Genomic DNA, 17,621 nt, shown 5'->3' with positions numbered 1-17,621 from the left:
ATGGCTTCGCTGTCCGTGAGTCTGGTCTCGGCCGAGCAGGAGGTCTGGTCGGGTGAGGCATCCCTCGTCGTGGCCAGGACCGTGATCGGCGAGATCGGCTTCATGGCCGGTCACGAGCCGGTGCTGGCGATCCTCGCCGAGGGCGAGGTGCGCATCACGCGCGAGGACGGCACCAAGGTGATCGCCAACGCACAGGACGGCTTCCTGTCGATGGCGGACAACGAGGTGACGATCGTCGCCGGCTCCGCCGCGCTGATCGCCTGATTCAGGCCGTCTCACCTTCGGCCGGTCCTCGAGGCCGCTGAAGGCCGAAAGACGCCGGGCATGCCCCGACCGCGAGGTCGGGCCTGCCCGGCGTCTTCGTCTGTGCAAGAGAGGAACGACGGATGCTGGTGCTGCTGCCCCCGTCCGAGACCAAGCATCCGGGCGGCCGCGGTCGCCCGCTCGATCTGTCCCGGCTCGCGCTGCCGGCGCTCACTCCCGAGCGCGACGCCGTGATCGATGCGCTGGTCGCGCTGGCCGCCGATGAGGAAGCGTCCGCGCGCGTGCTGAAGCTCAGCGACCGGCAGCGCGGTGACATCGCCCACAACGCCGCGCTGCGCACCGGTCCCACGATGCCGGCCGTGTACCGCTACACGGGCGTGCTCTTCGACGCGCTGGATGCCGCGACGCTGGATTCGTCCGCCCGCCGCTGGCTGGGCGGCCACGTGATGATCCAGTCCGCTCCGTTCGGCCCCGTCGGGGCGCTCGACCCGATTCCGGCGTATCGGCTGGGAGCGGGGACGTCGGTGCCGGGCATCCCGGCCCTGCGGCGGGTGTGGGCGGCGGCAGTGGAGAGCGCTCTGGCGGCCCGCGCGCCGCGGTTCGTCCTGGATCTGCGCTCCGAGGCGTATGCGGCCCTCGGCCCGATCCCCGCGGGTGTGCCGAGCGTGTTCCTGCGTGTGGTGACCGCGGGGGAGGACGGCACCACGCGGGCCCTCAACCACTTCAACAAGCATGCGAAGGGCGAGCTGGTCCGTCTGCTCGCCAGCAGCCGGCCGCGGATCTCTGGGATCGCCGGGCTGCAGGCGTGGGCCGCGGCATCCGGCCTCGATCTGCGCGCCAGCGCCACGCAGAAGCCGGGTGAGCTCGACCTGGTCGTCTAGGTCGGGCCCACCCGGCTGCCGGTGCGATCCCTCCTACGGGGTCGGGGCGGACTCGCTCTCCACGGTGCGGTTCGCACCGGTGCGCGCCCGGATCGCCTCGGCGACGGCGATCGCGTCGCCGGCGGGGGCGTGCGACAGTCGGTCGGGACGGGCGCTGAACAGGTAGATGAGACCCGTTCCCAGGACGACGGCGAGACCGATGAGCACGATCCAGTCGGTGAAGAAGTTGCCGGTGGCTCCGGGCTGGATCAGCAGCCACATCGCGAAGAGGCCATAGGCGAGCGCGACGATGTTGACGATGATCCCGGCGCGGCCGAGCGAGAACGGGCCGGCGGGCTTCCAGCCCTTGAAGCGCTGGCGCAGGGATGCGAGCACCACCATCTGGAAGGCGACGTAGATCCCGAGCACCGCGAACGCGGTCACCGAGTTGAGGATCGCCTCGTTGAAGAACACGAGCACCGAGATCAGCGCCGGCACCGTGCACGCCACGATGAGCGCGTTGGCGGGGATCTTCGTGTTCGGCGTGACCTTCGACAGCCAGCGGTGACCGGGGATCATCCCGTCGCGGGCGAACGAGTACAGCAGACGGCTGGCAGCTGCCTGCAGGCTGAGCACGCACGAGATGAACGCGGTGACGGCCACGACGAGGAAGATCTTCGCCCCGACCGGGCCGAGGGTCGACTCGAGGATGCTGGGGATCGGGTCGGTGTCCTTGCCGGAGACGATCGCCGGCAGGTCGGGAGCGGCGAGCACGTAGCCGCCGAAGGAGAACAGCGCCGACACGCCGCCGACGAGGATCGTCATCATCATGGCGCGCGGGATGCGGATCGCCGGGCGGGCGACCTCTTCGGCGACGTCGCCGCAGGCCTCGAAGCCGTAGAAGAGGAACAGACCCGCGAGGGCGGCACCCAGGAACGCGGTGACGTAGCTCCCATTGCCTTCGACGCCCATCGTGTCGAAGAAGATGCTGAAGGGCTGCTTGCGCTGGAAGATCAGCAGGTAGAGGCCCACGCCGATGACGCCGACGAGTTCCGCGGCGAGACCGATCTGCGCGACGCGCGCCATCGTCTTGGTGCCGGTGAAGTTGAGCGCCAGCGCGACCAGCAGCAGCGCGAGCGTGAGCACCAGCGTGGTCAGCGGCGTCGAGGGGATCGAGAACAGGCTGCCGAGGAATCCGGATCCGTACTGTGCGACGGCGGTGATCGTGACGATCATCGCCCAGATGTAGACCCAGGCGGCCATCCAGGCGTACCGGCGACCCCACAGGCGACGCGCCCAGGGGTAGATGCCGCCATGGATGGGGTACTGCGAGACGACTTCGCCGAAGACCAGCGAGACGAGCAGCTGCCCGGCGCCGACGATGAAGATCCAGAAGATCGACGGGGGGCCGCCGACCGACAGCGCGACGGCGAACAGCGAGTACACGCCGACGAGCGGGGAGAGGTAGGTGAAGCCGAGGGCGAAGTTCGCCCACAGGCTCATCGAACGGTTGAAGTTCTCCTGGTAGCCGAGGACTTCGAGGTGGGCCGTGTCATCGAGCGACGCGGACTTTGCGGGTTCGGAAGACATCAGTGTCTTGCCTCTTTCGGGTGGGTGGTGCTGCGGGATGCACGACGCCGCCCCGCGACGGAGGCGGCGCCGTGCATCCCCTTGGGGGGATTCGGGTGATCCCGGGCTTCGGGCAGGGAGAGCCTCAGCCGATGCGGATCATCTTCTTGTTGACGAACTCGTCGGCGCCGAAGCGGCCGAGCTCCCGGCCCGAGCCGCTGCGCTTCACGCCGCCGAACGGCAGCTCAGCGCCGTCCGCGCCGACGACGTTCACGAAGACCATGCCGGCCTCGATGGCGTCCGCCACGCGCAGGGCCTGGTCGGCATCCGTCGTGAACACGTACGAGCCGAGGCCGAACGGCGTGTCGTTGGCCAGGGCCACCGCCTCCTCCTCGTTCTTCACGCGGAAGACCTGCGCGACCGGGCCGAAGAACTCCTCGTGGAAGGCGTCCGAGCCGGGCTTGACGTCGGTGAGGATCGTCGCGGGGTACCAGGCGCCGTCACGGGTGCCGGCGCTGTGCACGGTCGCGCCCTGGGCGACGGCGCGATCGACCTGGTCGGTCAGGATGTCGGCGGCCTTGAGGCTCGACAGCGGACCGAGCTCGGCACCCGGCTGCGACGGGTCGCCGAAGGTGATGCCGTCGACCGCCGCGCGGAACTTCTCCAGGAACGCGTCGTACAGGTCGTCGGCGACGATGAAGCGCTTGGCCGCGTTGCAGGCCTGCCCGTTGTTGTCGAAGCGGCCCACGACGGCGGCCTGCACGGTCGCGTCCAGGTCGTCGGTGGACAGGAGGATGAAGGGGTCCGAGCCGCCCAGCTCCAGCACGACCTTCTTGAGGTAGCGGCCGGCGATCTCGGCGACGGCGGCGCCGGCGCGCTCGGAGCCGGTGAGCGAGACGCCCTGCACGCGCGGGTCGGCGATCACGGTGGCGATCTGGTCGTGCGAGGCGTAGATGTTGACGTACGCGCCCTCGGGGAAGCCCGCATCCAGGAAGATCTGCTGGATCGCCGCGGCCGACTCGGGGCACTGCTCGGCGTGCTTGAGGAGGATCGTGTTGCCGATGATCAGGTTCGGGCCGGCGAACCGGGCGACCTGGTAGTAGGGGAAGTTCCACGGCATGATGCCCAGCAGCACGCCCAGCGACGAGCGGCGCACGAACGCCGAGCCCTCGCCGGCGAGCAGCTCGATCTTCTCGTCCGCGAGGAGCTTCTCGGCGTTGTCGGCGTAGTACTCGTAGATCGCGGCGGAGAATTCGACCTCGCCGACGGCCTGCTCGAGCGGCTTGCCCATCTCGCGCACGATGATGGCGGCGAGCTCGTCGACACGCTCGTTGTGCAGCTCGCCGACACGGCGGATGAGCGCAGCGCGCTCGGCGACGGTCGAGGACTTCGACCAGCCGCTGTGCGCCTCGGACGCTGCCGTGATCGCCGCCTGGAGGCCTTCGTCGGTGAGCCCTTCGTAGGTCTTGACGGTCTCGCCGGTTGCGGGGTTGATCACCGCGTAGGTCATGGGGTTGCTCCTTCGGTTCCACGCGGCGGGCGTCGCCACACCGCGAACTCACTAAAACATATACCAGCGAATGATTGAGCGGGAGTGCGAATTCCGGATCCGCCGCTCACGGAGCCGGGACGATCGCGAACGGAGCGGTCGCGCACGCGAATCGCGCGGCATCCGCGGGGACGAGGGATGCCACCGGCATCCCCGGCGCGGTCGAGACGATGACCCGGCCGTGTTCACCCACGAGCGCCGCAGGCTGCTCCGCGCGCAGCAGAGCGGGCAGCACTTCGCGCTCCAGGCGGCGCACCGCGACATCGGCGCCGACGACGCCCGCGACGGCCCCGTCACCGGGAAGCCGTACCGGCGAGGTGAAGGTGAGCATGTACTCGCAGGTGCACAGGTGGTCGACGAAGGGTCCGGTGACGTGCGCCTGGAAGGTCGTCGTCGGCACCCGGAACCACTCCAGCGACCGGAAGTCGCGCAGGTACTCCGTGTAGCCGCGGGTGGACAGATCCAGACGGGTCGGCTCGGTGGTGGCGCCGAGCACCGGGTTGTCCTCGAGCGGTCCCAGCCACCAGGCGAAGTGCACGCCGCGCGTGCCGAGCACGTCGGCGTCGGCGATGAATCCGGCGCCGGTCAGCAGGGCGTCGTCGGCGGCGAGCGCGGGGAGCACGAGCGCGGCGACGGTCTCGTCGAGCTCGGCGGCACGCGGCTCGGTCGCCAGGGTCTCCTCGATGCGGGTGCGCCAGTCGTCCAGCTGGGCGAAGACGCCGCGCACCGTGTCGTCGACGAGGGTCACGAGGTCAGGCGCTGAGGGGCTCGTCACGGCCGGTTCCCTTCTCGAGGGCCGCCTTCGCGACCAGCACGCGCGCGGTGAGCAGGCCGACGAGGGTGGCGGCGGCATCCCGCGCCCGGGCCGGGCGTCCCTCGGCGATGGCCCGCACGATCCGGCGGTTCTGCGCGAGCGCGTCCTGCCGCAGGTCGGCGGAGGCGAGGCCGAGCAGCAGCACCGGTCCGAGGTCCGCCTGAAGCCGGATCTGCTCGCGCACGAGACGGGGAGACTGACTCAGCACGGCGAGCTCGAGGAAGAACCCGCTCTGCGTGGTGCGCGCCGAGGCGGGGTCGTCGAATCCGGCGTCCTCGAGCCAGGCGGACAGCCGCGGGGCGTCGAGCGGAGCCGCGCGATCCGCCGATCTCTCGGCGGCCGCGCCGATGATCGCGGTGAAGTAGACGCCCATGTCGTCGATCTCGACCTGGCTGAGGGCGCGCAGGCGGGTGGTGAGGAGGCCGTTGTGCTCGGCATCCTCGTCGACGGCGACGAAGCTGCCGCCGTCGCGTCCGCGCCGGGTCTGCACGAGGCCGGCGTCGCGCAGGATGCCGAGCCCCTCGCGCACGGTGATGACGGCGACGCCGAACCGGCGGGCCAGTTCGGGCTCGCTCGGGAGGCGCTCGCCGGGGGCCAGGACGCCGAGCGCGATGCCGTCGGCGAGGCGCTGCGCGACCTGCTGGGCGCGACCGGCGTCGGAGAGCTGCGCGAACACCGCTTCGCGTGCGCCGGGGCCGACCTTGGAGGACACGTGCTTCACGATAGCCGAGCGGTTCGGGGAGGCGGGGGTTTCGCCACGATAAAGATTCGGAATAGGATGAATTACGTCGCGACGCTGCATCGCCGCGTCGGACACCCTGCGCAGAAGGAGGAACGATGGCTGAAGCCGCATCGGGCGGAGTGCTCTCGGGCATCCGCGTCGCCGACTTCTCCCGCGTGCTGGCCGGCCCCTACGCCACCATGACCCTCGCCGATTTCGGCGCCGACGTCATCAAGATCGAGCCGCCCGCCGGCGACGACACGCGGCACTGGCGTCCGCCCGTGGATGCCGACGGGCAGGCGACCTACTTCAACAGCGTCAACCGGGGCAAGCGCTCGGTCGCCATCGACCTCGGCAGTGCCGAGGGGCGCGCCCAGGCGCAGCAGCTCGCGGCAACGGCCGACGTGGTGGTCGAGAACTTCCGGCCCGGCGTGATGGACAAGTTCGGCCTCGACTACGCGAGCGTGCAGGCGGCGAACCCCGCCGTCGTGTACTGCTCGATCACCGGTTTCGGTGCGGGGGAGGGCGCGGCCCTCGCCGGATACGACCTGCTCGTGCAGGCGGTCGGTGGGCTGATGTCGATCACCGGCGCACCCGACGGCGAGCCGGCGAAGGCGGGCGTGGCCCTCGTCGACGTGCTGTGCGGCCAGAACGCCGTCTCCGGCATCCTGCTCGCGCTGCGCGAACGCGATCGCACCGGGGCCGGGCAGCGCGTCGAGGTGAACCTGCTGCACAGCCTGCTCTCCGCCCTCACCAACCAGGCCTCGTCGACGCTGCAGACCGGCGCCGCTCCGCGCCGGCTCGGAAACGCGCACCCGTCCATCGCGCCGTACGCCGTCTTCCGCGCGGCCGACCGGGACCTCGTCATCGCCGTCGGCAACGACAAGCAGTTCGCGGCGCTGTGCGGCGCGCTCGGCCTGCCGGAGCTCGCCGCCGACCCGCGCTACGTGTCGAACACCGACCGGGTCGCGCACCGCGACGCGCTCGCCGCCGACCTCGAACGGGGCCTGTCGACGGCTCCCGCGGCCGACTGGGCGACGCGCCTCGCCGCCGCCGGGGTCCCGGCCGGACTCGTCAACGACGTCGCCGAGGCCATCGACTTCGCGGCCGGACTCGGACTCGACCCCGTGGTGACCCTCGGCGCCACCCGGACGATCTCCTCTCCGATCGGTCTGTCGGCCACCCCCGCCGTCCCGCACACCCCTCCGCCCGCCTTCGACGCCGACCACGGCGCCGCCTGGCACCGACCCCTTCCGCAAAGGAGCGACACATGACGACCGCACTCTTCACCCCGAAAGCACCGAGCATCGACGCCGTCTTCGACTTCGACGCCCTGCTCTCGGACGACGAGCGCGACTGGCAGCAGCGCGCCCGCCGGTTCGCGCAGGAGAAGATCAACCCCGTCATCGAGGACGACTTCGAGAACGCCCACTTCCGCACCGAGCTCATCCCGCAGCTGGGCGCCGAGGGATTCCTCGGGATGCACATCAAGGGATACGGCTGCGCGGGCGCGGGAGCAGTGGCATACGGTCTCGTCTGCCTCGAGCTCGAAGCCGCCGACAGCGGCTGGCGCACCTTCGTGTCGGTGCAGGGGTCGCTCGCGATGAGCGCGATCGCCAAGTACGGCTCCGAGGAGCAGAAGCAGCAGTGGCTGCCCGGGATGGCCAAGGGCGAACTGGTGGGATGCTTCGGCCTCACCGAGCCGCAGGGCGGCAGCGACCCGGCCGGCATGACCACGACCGCGCGCCGCGACGGCGACGGCTGGGTGCTGAGCGGCGCCAAGCGGTGGATCGGCCTGGCATCCCTCGCCGACGTCGCCGTCATCTGGGCGAAGGTCGATGACCCCGAGTTCGGCGAGGGCGGACGCGCGGTGCGCGGATTCCTCGTGCCGACCAGCACGCCCGGCTTCACGGCCACCCCGATCCCCGGCAAGCTGTCGATGCGCGCCTCGGTGCAGTGCGACATCGACCTCGACGACGTGCGGCTGCCCGCCGACGCGATCCTTCCCGGCGCCGAGGGGCTGTCGGGTCCCTTCGGCTGCCTCAACGAGGCCCGCTACGGGATCATCTGGGGCGCCATGGGTGCCGCGCGCAGCTGCCTTGAGGCCGGCCTGTCGCGCTCGCTCACCCGCGAGGTGTTCGGCAAGCCGATCGGCGCCAACCAGCTCACCCAGGCCAAGCTCGCCGACATGTTCGTCGAGGTGGAGAAGGGGATGCTGCTCGCGCTGCACCTCGGCCGGCTCAAGGAGCGGGGCGCGCTGACCCCGGCCCAGATCTCGGTCGGTAAGCTCAACAGCGTGCGCGAAGCGCTGGAGATCGCCCACCAGACGCGGTCGATCCTCGCCGGCGACGGGATCACCAACGCGTTCCCGGTCATGCGTCACGCGAACAACCTCGAGTCGGTGCGCACCTACGAGGGCACCGACGAGATCCACCAGCTCGTCATCGGCCGCGCCCTCACGGGGCTGGCCGCGTTCTGAAGGGGGCCGCGATGACCACCGCCGAAGAGACCGTCGACCTCGCCGTCCGCGCCGCCGCGGCATCCGGCCTCGCCGCATCGACCCGCGCGGATCGCGCCCGCTGGCTGCGCGCCGCGGCCGACGCGCTGCAGGCCGCGAGCGCGGAGCTCGTCCCGATCGCGCAGGCCGAGACGCACCTGTCCGAGGCGCGCCTGTCGGGCGAGGTGGTGCGCACCGCCACCCAGCTGCGCTTCTTCGCCGACGTCATCGAGGAGGGCTCGTACCTCGAAGCCACCGTCGACGCCCCGGACGCCTCGCTGCTGCCGCCGCGCCCGGACCTGCGGCGCATGCTGCGTCCGCTCGGCGTGGTCGCGGTGTTCGCGGCATCCAACTTCCCGTTCGCGTTCTCGGTGGCCGGCAACGACACCGCCTCGGCGCTCGCCGCCGGCTGCCCCGTCGTGCTGAAGGCGCACCCCGGTCACCCGGAGCTCTCGCGGCGCGTGGCCGACGTCGTGCGCGGGGCGATCCGGGATGCCGGCGGCCCGGCCGATGCGCTGGTGCTCGTCGAGGGGATGGACGAGGGCCTGGCGCTGGTGCGGCATCCGCTCGTCACCGCCGTGGGTTTCACCGGATCCACCCGCGGCGGCCGGGCGCTGTACGACATCGCCGTGTCGCGGCCGGCTCCGATCCCGTTCTACGGCGAGCTCGGATCGATCAACCCGGTGGTGGTGACCCCCGCCGCCGTGGCGGAGGACCCCGCGGGTCTCGCGGCGGGCCTCGCCGGATCGTTCACGCGCGACGGCGGTCAGTACTGCACCAAGCCGGGGCTCGTGTTCGTGCCGGCCGGCACGACGTTCGAGACGGAGCTGGCGACCGCGGTCGCCGCGGCTCCCGGGCAGCAGCTGCTCACGGCCGGGATGACGGGCGCGTTCGCGGCCGGTTCCGACGAGCTGGCCGCACGCGCCGACGTCGAGGTGATCGCGGTCGCGGACGCCGAGGGCTCGGCGCCCATCGTCGTGGCCACCACCGCTTCGGCGTTCCTCGCCGAGCCGGAGGTGTTCCAGCAGGAGCACTTCGGTCCGCTGACCCTGCTCGTCCGGTACGACGACCCGGGCGACCTGTCCCGTGCCCTCGCCGAACTGGAGGGAAGTCTCACCGGCACCGTGCGCACCGCCGCATCCGACGATGACGCGCTCGTCGCGGAGGCGACCGTCGCCCTCGGGCGAGTGGCCGGGCGAGTGCTGTTCAACGGGTGGCCGACCGGCGTGGCGATCGCGTGGGGGCAGCACCACGGCGGTCCGTGGCCGTCGTCGACCGCCTCCGTGCACACCTCGGTCGGGGCCACCGCGATCCGCCGGTTCCTCGCGCCGATCGCGTATCAGGACGCACCTCAGGCCGTGCTTCCGGCCGAGCTGCGCGACGGCAACCCGGCCGGGATCCCGCGACGGGAGGACGGCGTCCTCGTGGCGTGAGCGCCGTTACTTGATGAAGCGGAAGTTCAGCGGGTAGCGGTAGCTGCCGCCGTTGTTGATGGTGACGCCGGCGATGATCGAGAAGATCACGTTGACGACCCACCACAGGAACGGCAGCCAGCCGATCAGTGCGGCGAGGGGCCAGAGACCGCTGGCGAAGAGGATGCCGGTCAGGATGGTGACGACGATCCAGAGTCCCACCTGCAGGATCGTCCAGGTGATCTGCCAGTTCAGGGCCTCTTTGGCTTCGACGTTGGTCCGCGGGCCGCGGTCCTTGAGGATGAGCCAGATCAGCAGCGAGGGCAGGAAGCCCACGATTCCGCCGATGTTGGCCCACATGGCCGCCTGTTTGTCGGCTTCGGGAGACAGGGGCTGCGCGGCAGCCGCCGGGGGAGGTGTTTGGTCGCTCATACCTATTAGTGTGGCGGAATGGGCGTTCTTGATACACGGGTGGTGGGAAATTCCGGACTGATGGTTTCTGCGGTCGGTCTCGGCTGCAACAACTTCGGCCGGACCGGCACCGTCACCGAGACGCTCGAGGGCACGCGGGCGGTGCTGGATGCCGCGATCGACGCCGGCGTGACGTTCCTGGACACCGCCGACATCTACGGTGCGACGCCGGGCGCCAGCGAGACCCTGATGGGTGAGGCGCTGCGCGGACGCCGCGATCGCGTCGTGGTGGCGACGAAATTCGGGCACAACGCGTTCGCGACCGCCCAGCTCGGCGGCGCGATGGCATCGCGCACCTACATCCGCCGGGCGGTCGAGGCATCCCTGACCCGTCTGCAGACGGACTGGATCGACCTCTATCAGCTGCACACGCCCGATGCCACCACGCCGATCGACGAGACGATCGACGCGTTGGACGACCTGGTGCGCGAAGGAAAGATCCGGTACTTCGGGCATTCCAACTTCGCCGGCTGGCAGATCGCGGAAGCCGAGTTCACCGCACGAGGCCGCGGCGGGTCGCGCTTCGTGTCGGCGCAGAACCACTACAGCCTGCTGGCCCGCGGAGCCGAGCGCGAGGTGCTGCCGGCGGTGCGGCAGTACGGGCTCGGATTCTTCCCGTTCTTCCCGCTCTACAACGGCCTGCTCACGGGCAAGTTCACCCGCAGCGGCGGCCCCGACGACAGCCGCATCATGCGCCAGCGTCCGCACCTTTGGCAGAACGCTCCGTGGGATGCCCTCGAGGCGTACCAGGCGTTCTGCGACGAGCGCGGCATCACGATGCTGCAGGCGACCTTCGGGTGGCTGCTGGCCCGCCCCGAGTTGTCCAGTGTGATCGCCGGTGCGACGCGTCCCGAGCAGGTGCGGGCGAACGCCGAGGCGGCGGCAGCCTGGACGCCGACCCCCGACGACCTGGCCGCCATCGACGCGCTCTTTCCCCTGCCGGAGGACCCGGCCGCGTAGCCCTTGCGGCGTAGGTTGGACGCATGGCCCGCATCCTCGCCGTCACCGGCGGTCTCGTCGTTCCCGTCAGCTCCGATCCGATCCCGAACGGCACGGTCGTCGTCACCGATGGGGTGATCACCGCGGTCGGCGGGCCGGAGACACCGGTGCCGGCCGGTGCGGAGGTCGTGGATGCCACCGGGAGCCGGGTGACGCCCGGGTTCGTCGAGGCGCACGGACACCTCGGGGTGCACGAGGACGGCGAGGGCTGGTCGGGCAACGACACCAATGAGATGACCGACCCGAACGGTGCCCGCTTCCGGGCCATCGACGGGATCGACATCGAAGAGGTCGGATTCCGCGACGCGCTGCGCGGCGGGATCACCACCGTCGTCGTCAAGCCCGGGTCGGGCAATCCGATCGGCGGACGCACGGTCGCCGTGAAGACGTGGGGCGGCCGCACGGTCGACGAGCAGGTGCTCGCCGCGGACGTCTCGGTGAAGTCCGCCCTCGGCGAGAACCCGAAGCGAGTGTGGGGCGACAAGGGCAAGACGCCGGCGACGCGTCTGGGCGTGGCGTCCGTGCTGCGTGACGCGTTCGTCGCGGCGCAGAACTATGCCGCCAAGCGTGCGGCGGCGGAGGCGAAGGAGGAGCCGTTCGAGCGCGACCTCGGCAAGGAGACGCTGGCCGCCGTGCTCTCCGGCGAGCTGCTCTGGGACCAGCACTGCCACCGCCACGACGACATCGTCACGGCGATCCGCATCGCGGAGGAGTTCGGGTACACCCTCGTCGTCAACCACGGCACGGAGGCGCACAAGATCGCCGACGTGCTCGCCGAGAAGGACATCCCGGTCATCTTCGGGCCGCTGCTCACGTCGCGGTCAAAGGTGGAGCTGCGCGACCGCGCGATCGGAAACCTCGCCCTCATCGCCGAGGCCGGCGTGAAGGTCGCCATCACGACCGACCACCCGGTGGTGCCCATCGATCAGCTGCGCCTGCAGGCGATCCTCGCGGTGCGCGACGGGCTGCCGGCATCCACCGCGCTCGAGGCTCTGACCGTGAACCCGGCCGACATCCTGCGGCTCGGCGACCGCGTGGGCGCCCTCGAGCCCGGTCGCGACGGCGACCTCGTGGTGTGGTCGGACGACCCGCTCGCGGTGGTTGCGCGCGTCGAGCGGGTGTTCATCGAAGGGCGCGCCGTCTACGAGCCGGGTGACGACGGCGAACCGCGCGTCGTCGAGCGGTGGTCGCGCTTCGGCCGCTCGTCCTGGATGCGCTGATCCGCCCTGATCCGTCACGATCGCACGGTTCGCACCACCGTTCGTGACGGATCCTCGGAGGTGTCCCAGCCGGATCCGTCACGATCGAACGCCTGAACCGGCCGTTCGTGACGGATCTGTCGGGGGCGGACCCGGGCCTCCACAGCCAGCTTCCGTAGGCTGGACGCCGTGGCATCCGTTCTCAACGTCTCGGCGTACCTGTTCACGCACCTCGACGACCCCGCCGGGCTCCGGCCGGTGCTGCGCGAGCGCGCGGATGTCGCAGGGCTGAAGGGCACGATCCTGCTCGCCGAAGAGGGCATCAACCTCTTCCTCGCCGGTGACGCGGACGCCGTGCGCGGCTTCGTCGACGCCCTGCGCGCCGACCACCGGTTCGCCGCCCTGACCACGAAGGAGAGCTGGTCCGACGACCAGCCCTTCGGACGGATGCTCGTCAAGGTCAAGCGCGAGATCATCCGGATGGACCACCCGACGATCCGGCCCGAGGCCGGCCGGGCACCCGCCGTCGCCCCCGAGACGCTGCGCCGCTGGCTCGACGCCGGCGCCGACGACGACGGCCGCGAGGTCGTGCTGCTCGACACCCGCAACGCGTTCGAGGTCGACTACGGCGCATTCGCCGGCGCCGTGGACTGGCGGATCGAGCGGTTCACGCAGTTTCCGGATGCCGCGGCCGGCGCAGCCGAAGACCTGCACGGCAAGACGGTCGTGAGCTATTGCACCGGCGGCATCCGCTGCGAGAAGGCCGCGATCTACCTCCGTGAGATCGGCGTCGACGCGTACCAGCTCGACGGCGGCATCCTCGGCTACTTCGAGCAGGTCGGCGGCGCCCACTGGAACGGCGAGTGCTTCGTGTTCGACGAGCGCGAAGCGCTCACCTCCGGCCTCACGCCCCGATAGGCCCTCAGGCCTCGGCGTCCGGGGTCCGCAGGCCGTCGAGGGCGACCGCGACCACGTCGTCGGCGAGGCGGTCGGCGGTCTCGGGGCCGCCCGGCCGGTACCACTCGACGATCGAGTTCACGGTGCCGAAGAGCAGCCGCGCAGCGACGGATGCTTCGATGTCGCTGCGCACCGAGCCTTCGCGCTGGGCATCGCGCACCAGTCCGGCGATGCGCTGGTCGAACGACCGGCGCCGGTCGAGGGCGCGCCGTTCGACCTCGCTGTTGCCGCGCACGCGCAGCAGCAGCGTGACGTGGGGGAGCTCGGCGACGAGCACGTGCACTGCTCCGCGCAGCACGGCCGCCAGCCGCGAGATGGCAGTGCCGGTCGTCGCCTCGGGGGTGACGAGCACCGCCTCGAGCGGACCGAGCGCGCGCTCGAGGGAGGCATCCAGCACCTGCTCCTTGGAATCGAAGTGGTGGTACAGCGCGGCCTTGCTGAGACCGAGGCGTTCGGTGAGGGCCGCGACCGACGTGGCGTCGTAGCCCTGCTCGTTGAAGACGCGCACCGCGCCGGACAGCATCTGCTCGCGGTCGTAGCCGGGGCGCCCGCGGCGGGCCGGGGCGGGTTCGTCGACGTCGGTCACCCGGCCAGTCTGACACCGAGACGGCCGCGGTTGCCGGGGGCGCGCGAAGTCTGCGATGATTACTGAACGATCGGTCGGTAATCAGGAGGCGAGGATGTCCCAGTCCACACTGCGCGTCGACGCACGCGCGGATCGCGTGGTCGCGACGCTCGACAGACCCGCCGCGCGCAACGCGATCGGCCAGGAGCTTGTCGACGAGCTGCACGCCCTGTGCGCGCAGCTGGAGGCCGTCCCGCGCGTGCTCATCCTGACCGGATCCGACGGCGTCTTCGCCTCGGGCGCCGACATCGCGCAGCTGCGCGAGCGCACCGCGGGGGACGCCCGCGAAGGCATCAACATGCGCGTGTTCACCCGCATCGCCGAGCTTCCGATGCCCGTCATCGCCGCCGTCGACGGGTGGGCGCTCGGCGGAGGAGCAGAGCTCGCCTTCGCCGCCGATCTTCGCCTGGGCACGCCGCGCACGCGGATCGGCAACCCCGAGACCGGGCTCGGCATCCTGCCCGCGGCGGGCGCGACGTTCCGCCTCCCCGCGATCGTCGGCCAGGCGCGCGCCGCCGAGCTGCTGCTCACCGGCCGCATCCTGGATGCCGCCGAGGCGGTGGACTGGGGCATCCTCTCGTCGCTCCACGAGCCCGAGGCGCTGATGGATGCCGCCCACGCCCTGGCCGATCGCATCGCCGCCAACGACCCGCTCGCGACCCAGTACACGAAGCGGGCGCTCGCCGCGCCGCGGGACGCCCATCCGCAGATCGAGTACGAACTGCAGGCCGAACTGTTCGAGCGGCCCGAGAAGCGGGAGCGCATGACCGCGTTCCTGGAACGGCGGAAGAAGTGATGAGCGGGGTTCCGCAGAACGTCGGCGTGATCGGCGGCGGCCGGATGGGCGCCGGCATCGCGCACGCGTTCCTGATGGCGGGTGCCCGGGTGCACGTCGTCGAGCAGGATGCCGGGGCGGTGGCGGCCGCGTCGGATCGCGTACGCGGACTGCTGCAGGGATCGCGGGAGCGGGGGATGCCCGTTCCCGACGACACGGCTTTCACGCTCGGCACGGATGCCGCGGCCTTCGCCGAGTGCGCGCTCGTGGTCGAAGCCGTCCCCGAGGATCCCGGTCTGAAGGCCGCAGCACTCACACGCGCAGAGGCGGCGATCGGCGAGTCGGCGGTGCTGGCCACGAACACCTCGTCGCTGTCGATCGGCGAACTGGCGGCCGTGCTTCGCCGCCCGGGCTCGTTCCTCGGAATGCACTTCTTCAACCCGGTGCCGTCGTCGAAGCTGGTCGAAGTGGTGCTCGGCGCGCAGACCGATGCGTCCGCACGTGAGCTGGCGACCGGCTGGATCGAGGCCCTCGGCAAGACCCCGATCGTCGTGCACGACGCCCCGGGATTCGCGTCCAGCCGCCTCGGCGTCGCCCTCGGGCTCGAGGCGATCCGGATGGTCGAGGAGGGCGTGGCATCCGCCCCCGACATCGACCTCGCGATGCAGCTCGGCTACGGGCATCCGATGGGACCGCTGCGCACCACCGACATCGTCGGCCTCGACGTGCGGCTCGCGATCGCCGAGGAGCTGCATGCCCGGCTCGGCGACAGGTTCGCCGCGCCGGACCTGCTGCGGCGGATGGTCGCCGAGGGACGCCTCGGGCGCAAGAGCGGACAGGGATTCTACGAATGGAGCGAACGATGAGCGCCGTGCTGCCGAGCTACGTGAACGATGCCTGGGTCACGCCCGACGATCCGGACGCCGCCATCGTGCGGGACGCGTCCACGGGCGCCGAGGTGTGCCGCGTGTCGAGCCGGGGGATCGACCTGGCCGGAGCGCTCGCCTACGCCCGGGAGATCGGCCAGCGCAGCCTCGGCGAGCTCACCTTCCACCAGCGCGCGCTGCTCCTCAAGCAGTTCGCGCTCGCCCTCAGCGAGCACAAGGACGAGCTCTATGCGCTCTGCGCGAAGGGCGGGTCCACCCGGCGCGACGCGATGATCGACGTCGACGGCGGCATCGGCGTGCTGTTCACCTACTCGTCGAAGGGCCGGCGCGAGCTTCCCAATGCCCAGGTCGTCGTCGACGGACCCGTCGAGCCGCTGTCGAAGGACGGCTCGTTCTCCGGGCAGCACATCCTCACCCGGCTCCCGGGCGTCGCGGTGCAGATCAACGCGTTCAACTTCCCGATGTGGGGGCCGCTGGAGAAGTTCGCCCCCGCGTTCCTCGCCGGAGTGCCGAGCCTCATCAAGCCGGCCACCCCCACCGCGTACGTGACCGAGGCCTGGGTGCGGATCCTCGTGGACACGGGCCTCGTCCCGGCCGGGTCCCTGCAGCTGGTCAGCGGGGCGATCCCGGGTCTGCTCGGGCAGCTCCGCCTCGGCGACCTGGTCGGCTTCACCGGAAGCGCCTCGACGGCGGCGCGTCTGCGTGCCGAGATTCCCGGCGATGTGCGCTTCACGGCGGAGACGGACTCGATCAACGCATCGGTGCTCGGTCCGGATGCCGCGCCGGGCACGCCCGCCTTCGACGCGTTCGTGCGGCAGCTTTTCACCGAGCTGACCGCGAAGACCGGACAGAAGTGCACGGCCATCCGTCGCGCCCTCGTCCCCGAAGACCGCATCGGCGCGCTCGTGGACGCCCTCCAGACCGTGGTCGACAGTCGTGTCGTCATCGGCGACCCGCGCGACGAGGGCGTCACGATGGGGCCGCTGGTGTCGCTCGAGCAGCGCGACGAGGTGCTGCGGAACGTGCGCCGCCTGCAGGATGCCGGCGGTTCGCTGCTGCTCGGCAGCACCGACGCTCCCGCGGATCTCGACGCGCAAGGAGCGTTCGTCGGGCCGGTGCTGCTCGGCTTCGGCGACGCGTCCGTGCCCGCGGCGCACGAGGTGGAGGCCTTCGGTCCGGTCGCGACCGTGCTGCCCTACCGGACCCTCGAGGAGGCCGCCGAGATCGTGGCCCGCGGCGGCGGGTCGCTGGTGACCTCGCTGGTCACCGACGATCCGGGAGTCGCAGCATCCTTCGTGAGCCGCGCGTCCGCGTACAACGGCCGTGTGCTCGTCCTCAGCTCGATCAACGCCCGCACGTCCACCGGTCACGGGTCGCCCGTTCCGCACCTCGTGCACGGCGGACCGGGCCGCGCCGGAGGCGGCGAGGAGCTCGGCGGCATCCGGGCGGTGCTGCACCACATGCAGCGGACCGCGATCCAGGGATCGCCGGAGATGCTCACCGCGATCACCGGCGTGTGGCACGAGGGCGCCGCCACGGACGTGGCGCGGCATCCGTTCCGCAAGTCGCTTCGCGAACTGCACCTCGGCGACCGGTTCGAGAGCGGCCCGCGCGAGGTGTCCCTCGCCGACATCGAGCACTTCGCCGAGTTCACCGGAGACACGTTCTACGCCCACACGGACGAGGAGGCCGCGGCGGCGAACCCGTTCTTCCCCGGCCGGGTCGCACACGGCTACCTGCTGGTCTCGTTCGCGGCGGGCCTGTTCGTCGACCCGGCGCCTGGTCCCGTGCTCGCCAACTACGGGCTGGAGAACCTGCGGTTCCTCACGCCCGTGTCGCCGGGTGACGAGATCCGGGTGACCCTCACGGCGAAGCAGATCACGCCGCGCGAGACCGACGAGTACGGCGAGGTGCGGTGGGATGCCGTGCTTCGCAACCAGCGCGACGAGATCGTCGCGACCTACGACGTACTGACCCTCGTCGCGAAGGAATAGGCACGCGACCAGGGCGTACGATGGCGCC

Annotated in this window: 17 protein-coding genes; 11 read left to right on the top strand and 6 right to left on the bottom strand. The window is 71.1% G+C overall.

Annotated features, from left to right (window positions below):
• Positions 1–264 (top strand): F0F1 ATP synthase subunit epsilon, encoded by a 264-nt coding sequence (locus tag LK09_RS07080; protein ID WP_039397446.1) that lies wholly within the window; start codon positions 1–3, stop codon positions 262–264.
• A gap of 122 nt (positions 265–386) precedes the next feature.
• The gene (locus LK09_RS07075) at positions 387–1,145 is read left to right on the top strand and encodes a YaaA family protein (protein WP_039397444.1); all 759 of its coding nucleotides are present in this window, start codon (positions 387–389) and stop codon (positions 1,143–1,145) included.
• A 33-nt stretch (positions 1,146–1,178) separates the two neighbouring features.
• Here the strand turns inward: LK09_RS07075 and LK09_RS07070 are convergent, their stop codons facing one another.
• From LK09_RS07070 to LK09_RS07055, 4 genes are all read right to left on the bottom strand, one after another.
• Positions 1,179–2,714: an APC family permease gene (locus LK09_RS07070; RefSeq protein ID WP_039397442.1), complete on the bottom strand. Its 1,536-nt coding sequence runs from the start codon at positions 2,712–2,714 to the stop codon at positions 1,179–1,181.
• Between the two features lie 124 nt (positions 2,715–2,838).
• Entirely contained in the window at positions 2,839–4,203 is a 1,365-nt protein-coding gene (locus LK09_RS07065; RefSeq protein WP_039397440.1) for an NAD-dependent succinate-semialdehyde dehydrogenase, read from the bottom strand.
• A 106-nt stretch (positions 4,204–4,309) separates the two neighbouring features.
• Positions 4,310–5,017, bottom strand: a complete 708-nt coding sequence (locus LK09_RS07060; protein ID WP_156138671.1) for a PDC sensor domain-containing protein — start codon at positions 5,015–5,017, stop codon at positions 4,310–4,312.
• A complete protein-coding gene (locus LK09_RS07055; protein WP_039398242.1) occupies positions 4,995–5,768 on the bottom strand; it encodes a FadR/GntR family transcriptional regulator in 774 nt (257 codons plus the stop codon). Before LK09_RS07055 ends, LK09_RS07060 begins: the two co-directional genes overlap by 23 nt.
• 125 nt (positions 5,769–5,893) lie before the next feature.
• On the opposite strand from LK09_RS07055, the gene LK09_RS07050 reads away from it, so the two are divergent.
• Genes LK09_RS07050 through LK09_RS07040 form a run of 3 tightly spaced genes read left to right on the top strand, consistent with a single transcriptional unit; the run spans position 5,894 to position 9,707 of the window.
• Positions 5,894–7,051 (top strand): CaiB/BaiF CoA transferase family protein, encoded by a 1,158-nt coding sequence (locus LK09_RS07050; protein ID WP_039397437.1) that lies wholly within the window; start codon positions 5,894–5,896, stop codon positions 7,049–7,051.
• Entirely contained in the window at positions 7,048–8,256 is a 1,209-nt protein-coding gene (locus LK09_RS07045; RefSeq protein WP_039397435.1) for an acyl-CoA dehydrogenase family protein, read from the top strand. Before LK09_RS07050 ends, LK09_RS07045 begins: the two co-directional genes overlap by 4 nt.
• 11 nt (positions 8,257–8,267) lie before the next feature.
• Entirely contained in the window at positions 8,268–9,707 is a 1,440-nt protein-coding gene (locus LK09_RS07040; protein WP_039397433.1) for an aldehyde dehydrogenase (NADP(+)), read from the top strand.
• 6 nt (positions 9,708–9,713) lie between these two features.
• On the opposite strand, the gene LK09_RS07035 is transcribed toward LK09_RS07040, so the two are convergent.
• Entirely contained in the window at positions 9,714–10,118 is a 405-nt protein-coding gene (locus LK09_RS07035) for a DUF4870 domain-containing protein (RefSeq protein WP_082008095.1), read from the bottom strand.
• Positions 10,119–10,178: 60 nt separating this feature from the next.
• Between LK09_RS07035 and LK09_RS07030 the strand changes: the two genes are divergently transcribed.
• The 3 genes from LK09_RS07030 (at position 10,179) to LK09_RS07020 (ending at position 13,273) form a co-directional block, all read left to right on the top strand.
• Positions 10,179–11,117 carry an aldo/keto reductase gene (locus tag LK09_RS07030; RefSeq protein ID WP_407939150.1) on the top strand — a complete coding sequence of 313 codons (939 nt, stop codon included), beginning with the start codon at positions 10,179–10,181 and terminating at the stop codon, positions 11,115–11,117.
• Positions 11,118–11,140: 23 nt separating this feature from the next.
• A complete protein-coding gene (locus LK09_RS07025; RefSeq protein ID WP_039397428.1) occupies positions 11,141–12,376 on the top strand; it encodes an amidohydrolase in 1,236 nt (411 codons plus the stop codon).
• Between the two features lie 168 nt (positions 12,377–12,544).
• Positions 12,545–13,273, top strand: coding sequence for a sulfurtransferase (locus LK09_RS07020; RefSeq protein WP_039397426.1), 729 nt, complete (start codon positions 12,545–12,547; stop codon positions 13,271–13,273).
• Between the two features lie 4 nt (positions 13,274–13,277).
• On the opposite strand, the gene LK09_RS07015 is transcribed toward LK09_RS07020, so the two are convergent.
• A complete protein-coding gene (locus LK09_RS07015; protein ID WP_082008151.1) occupies positions 13,278–13,835 on the bottom strand; it encodes a TetR/AcrR family transcriptional regulator in 558 nt (185 codons plus the stop codon).
• Between the two features lie 157 nt (positions 13,836–13,992).
• Here LK09_RS07015 and LK09_RS07010 point away from each other — a divergent pair, with 157 nt between their 5' ends.
• The 3 genes from LK09_RS07010 to paaZ are packed head-to-tail and all read left to right on the top strand — an operon-like array spanning position 13,993 to position 17,593.
• Positions 13,993–14,733, top strand: a complete 741-nt coding sequence (locus tag LK09_RS07010; protein WP_039397422.1) for an enoyl-CoA hydratase/isomerase family protein — start codon at positions 13,993–13,995, stop codon at positions 14,731–14,733.
• Positions 14,733–15,578 carry a 3-hydroxyacyl-CoA dehydrogenase family protein gene (locus LK09_RS07005; RefSeq protein WP_039397420.1) on the top strand — a complete coding sequence of 282 codons (846 nt, stop codon included), beginning with the start codon at positions 14,733–14,735 and terminating at the stop codon, positions 15,576–15,578. Before LK09_RS07010 ends, LK09_RS07005 begins: the two co-directional genes overlap by 1 nt.
• Entirely contained in the window at positions 15,575–17,593 is a 2,019-nt protein-coding gene (gene paaZ, locus LK09_RS07000) for a phenylacetic acid degradation bifunctional protein PaaZ (protein WP_052226478.1), read from the top strand. The genes LK09_RS07005 and paaZ overlap by 4 nt, the downstream gene beginning before the upstream one ends.
• Positions 17,594–17,621 lie beyond the last annotated feature (28 nt).

Origin of the sequence: Microbacterium mangrovi (genome assembly GCF_000802305.1) — a bacterium.
Taxonomy (GTDB): Bacteria; Actinomycetota; Actinomycetes; order Actinomycetales; family Microbacteriaceae; genus Microbacterium; species Microbacterium mangrovi.
The sequence above is the reverse complement of the archived record's forward strand: the minus strand, read 5'-3'. Positions and strand labels throughout refer to the sequence as shown.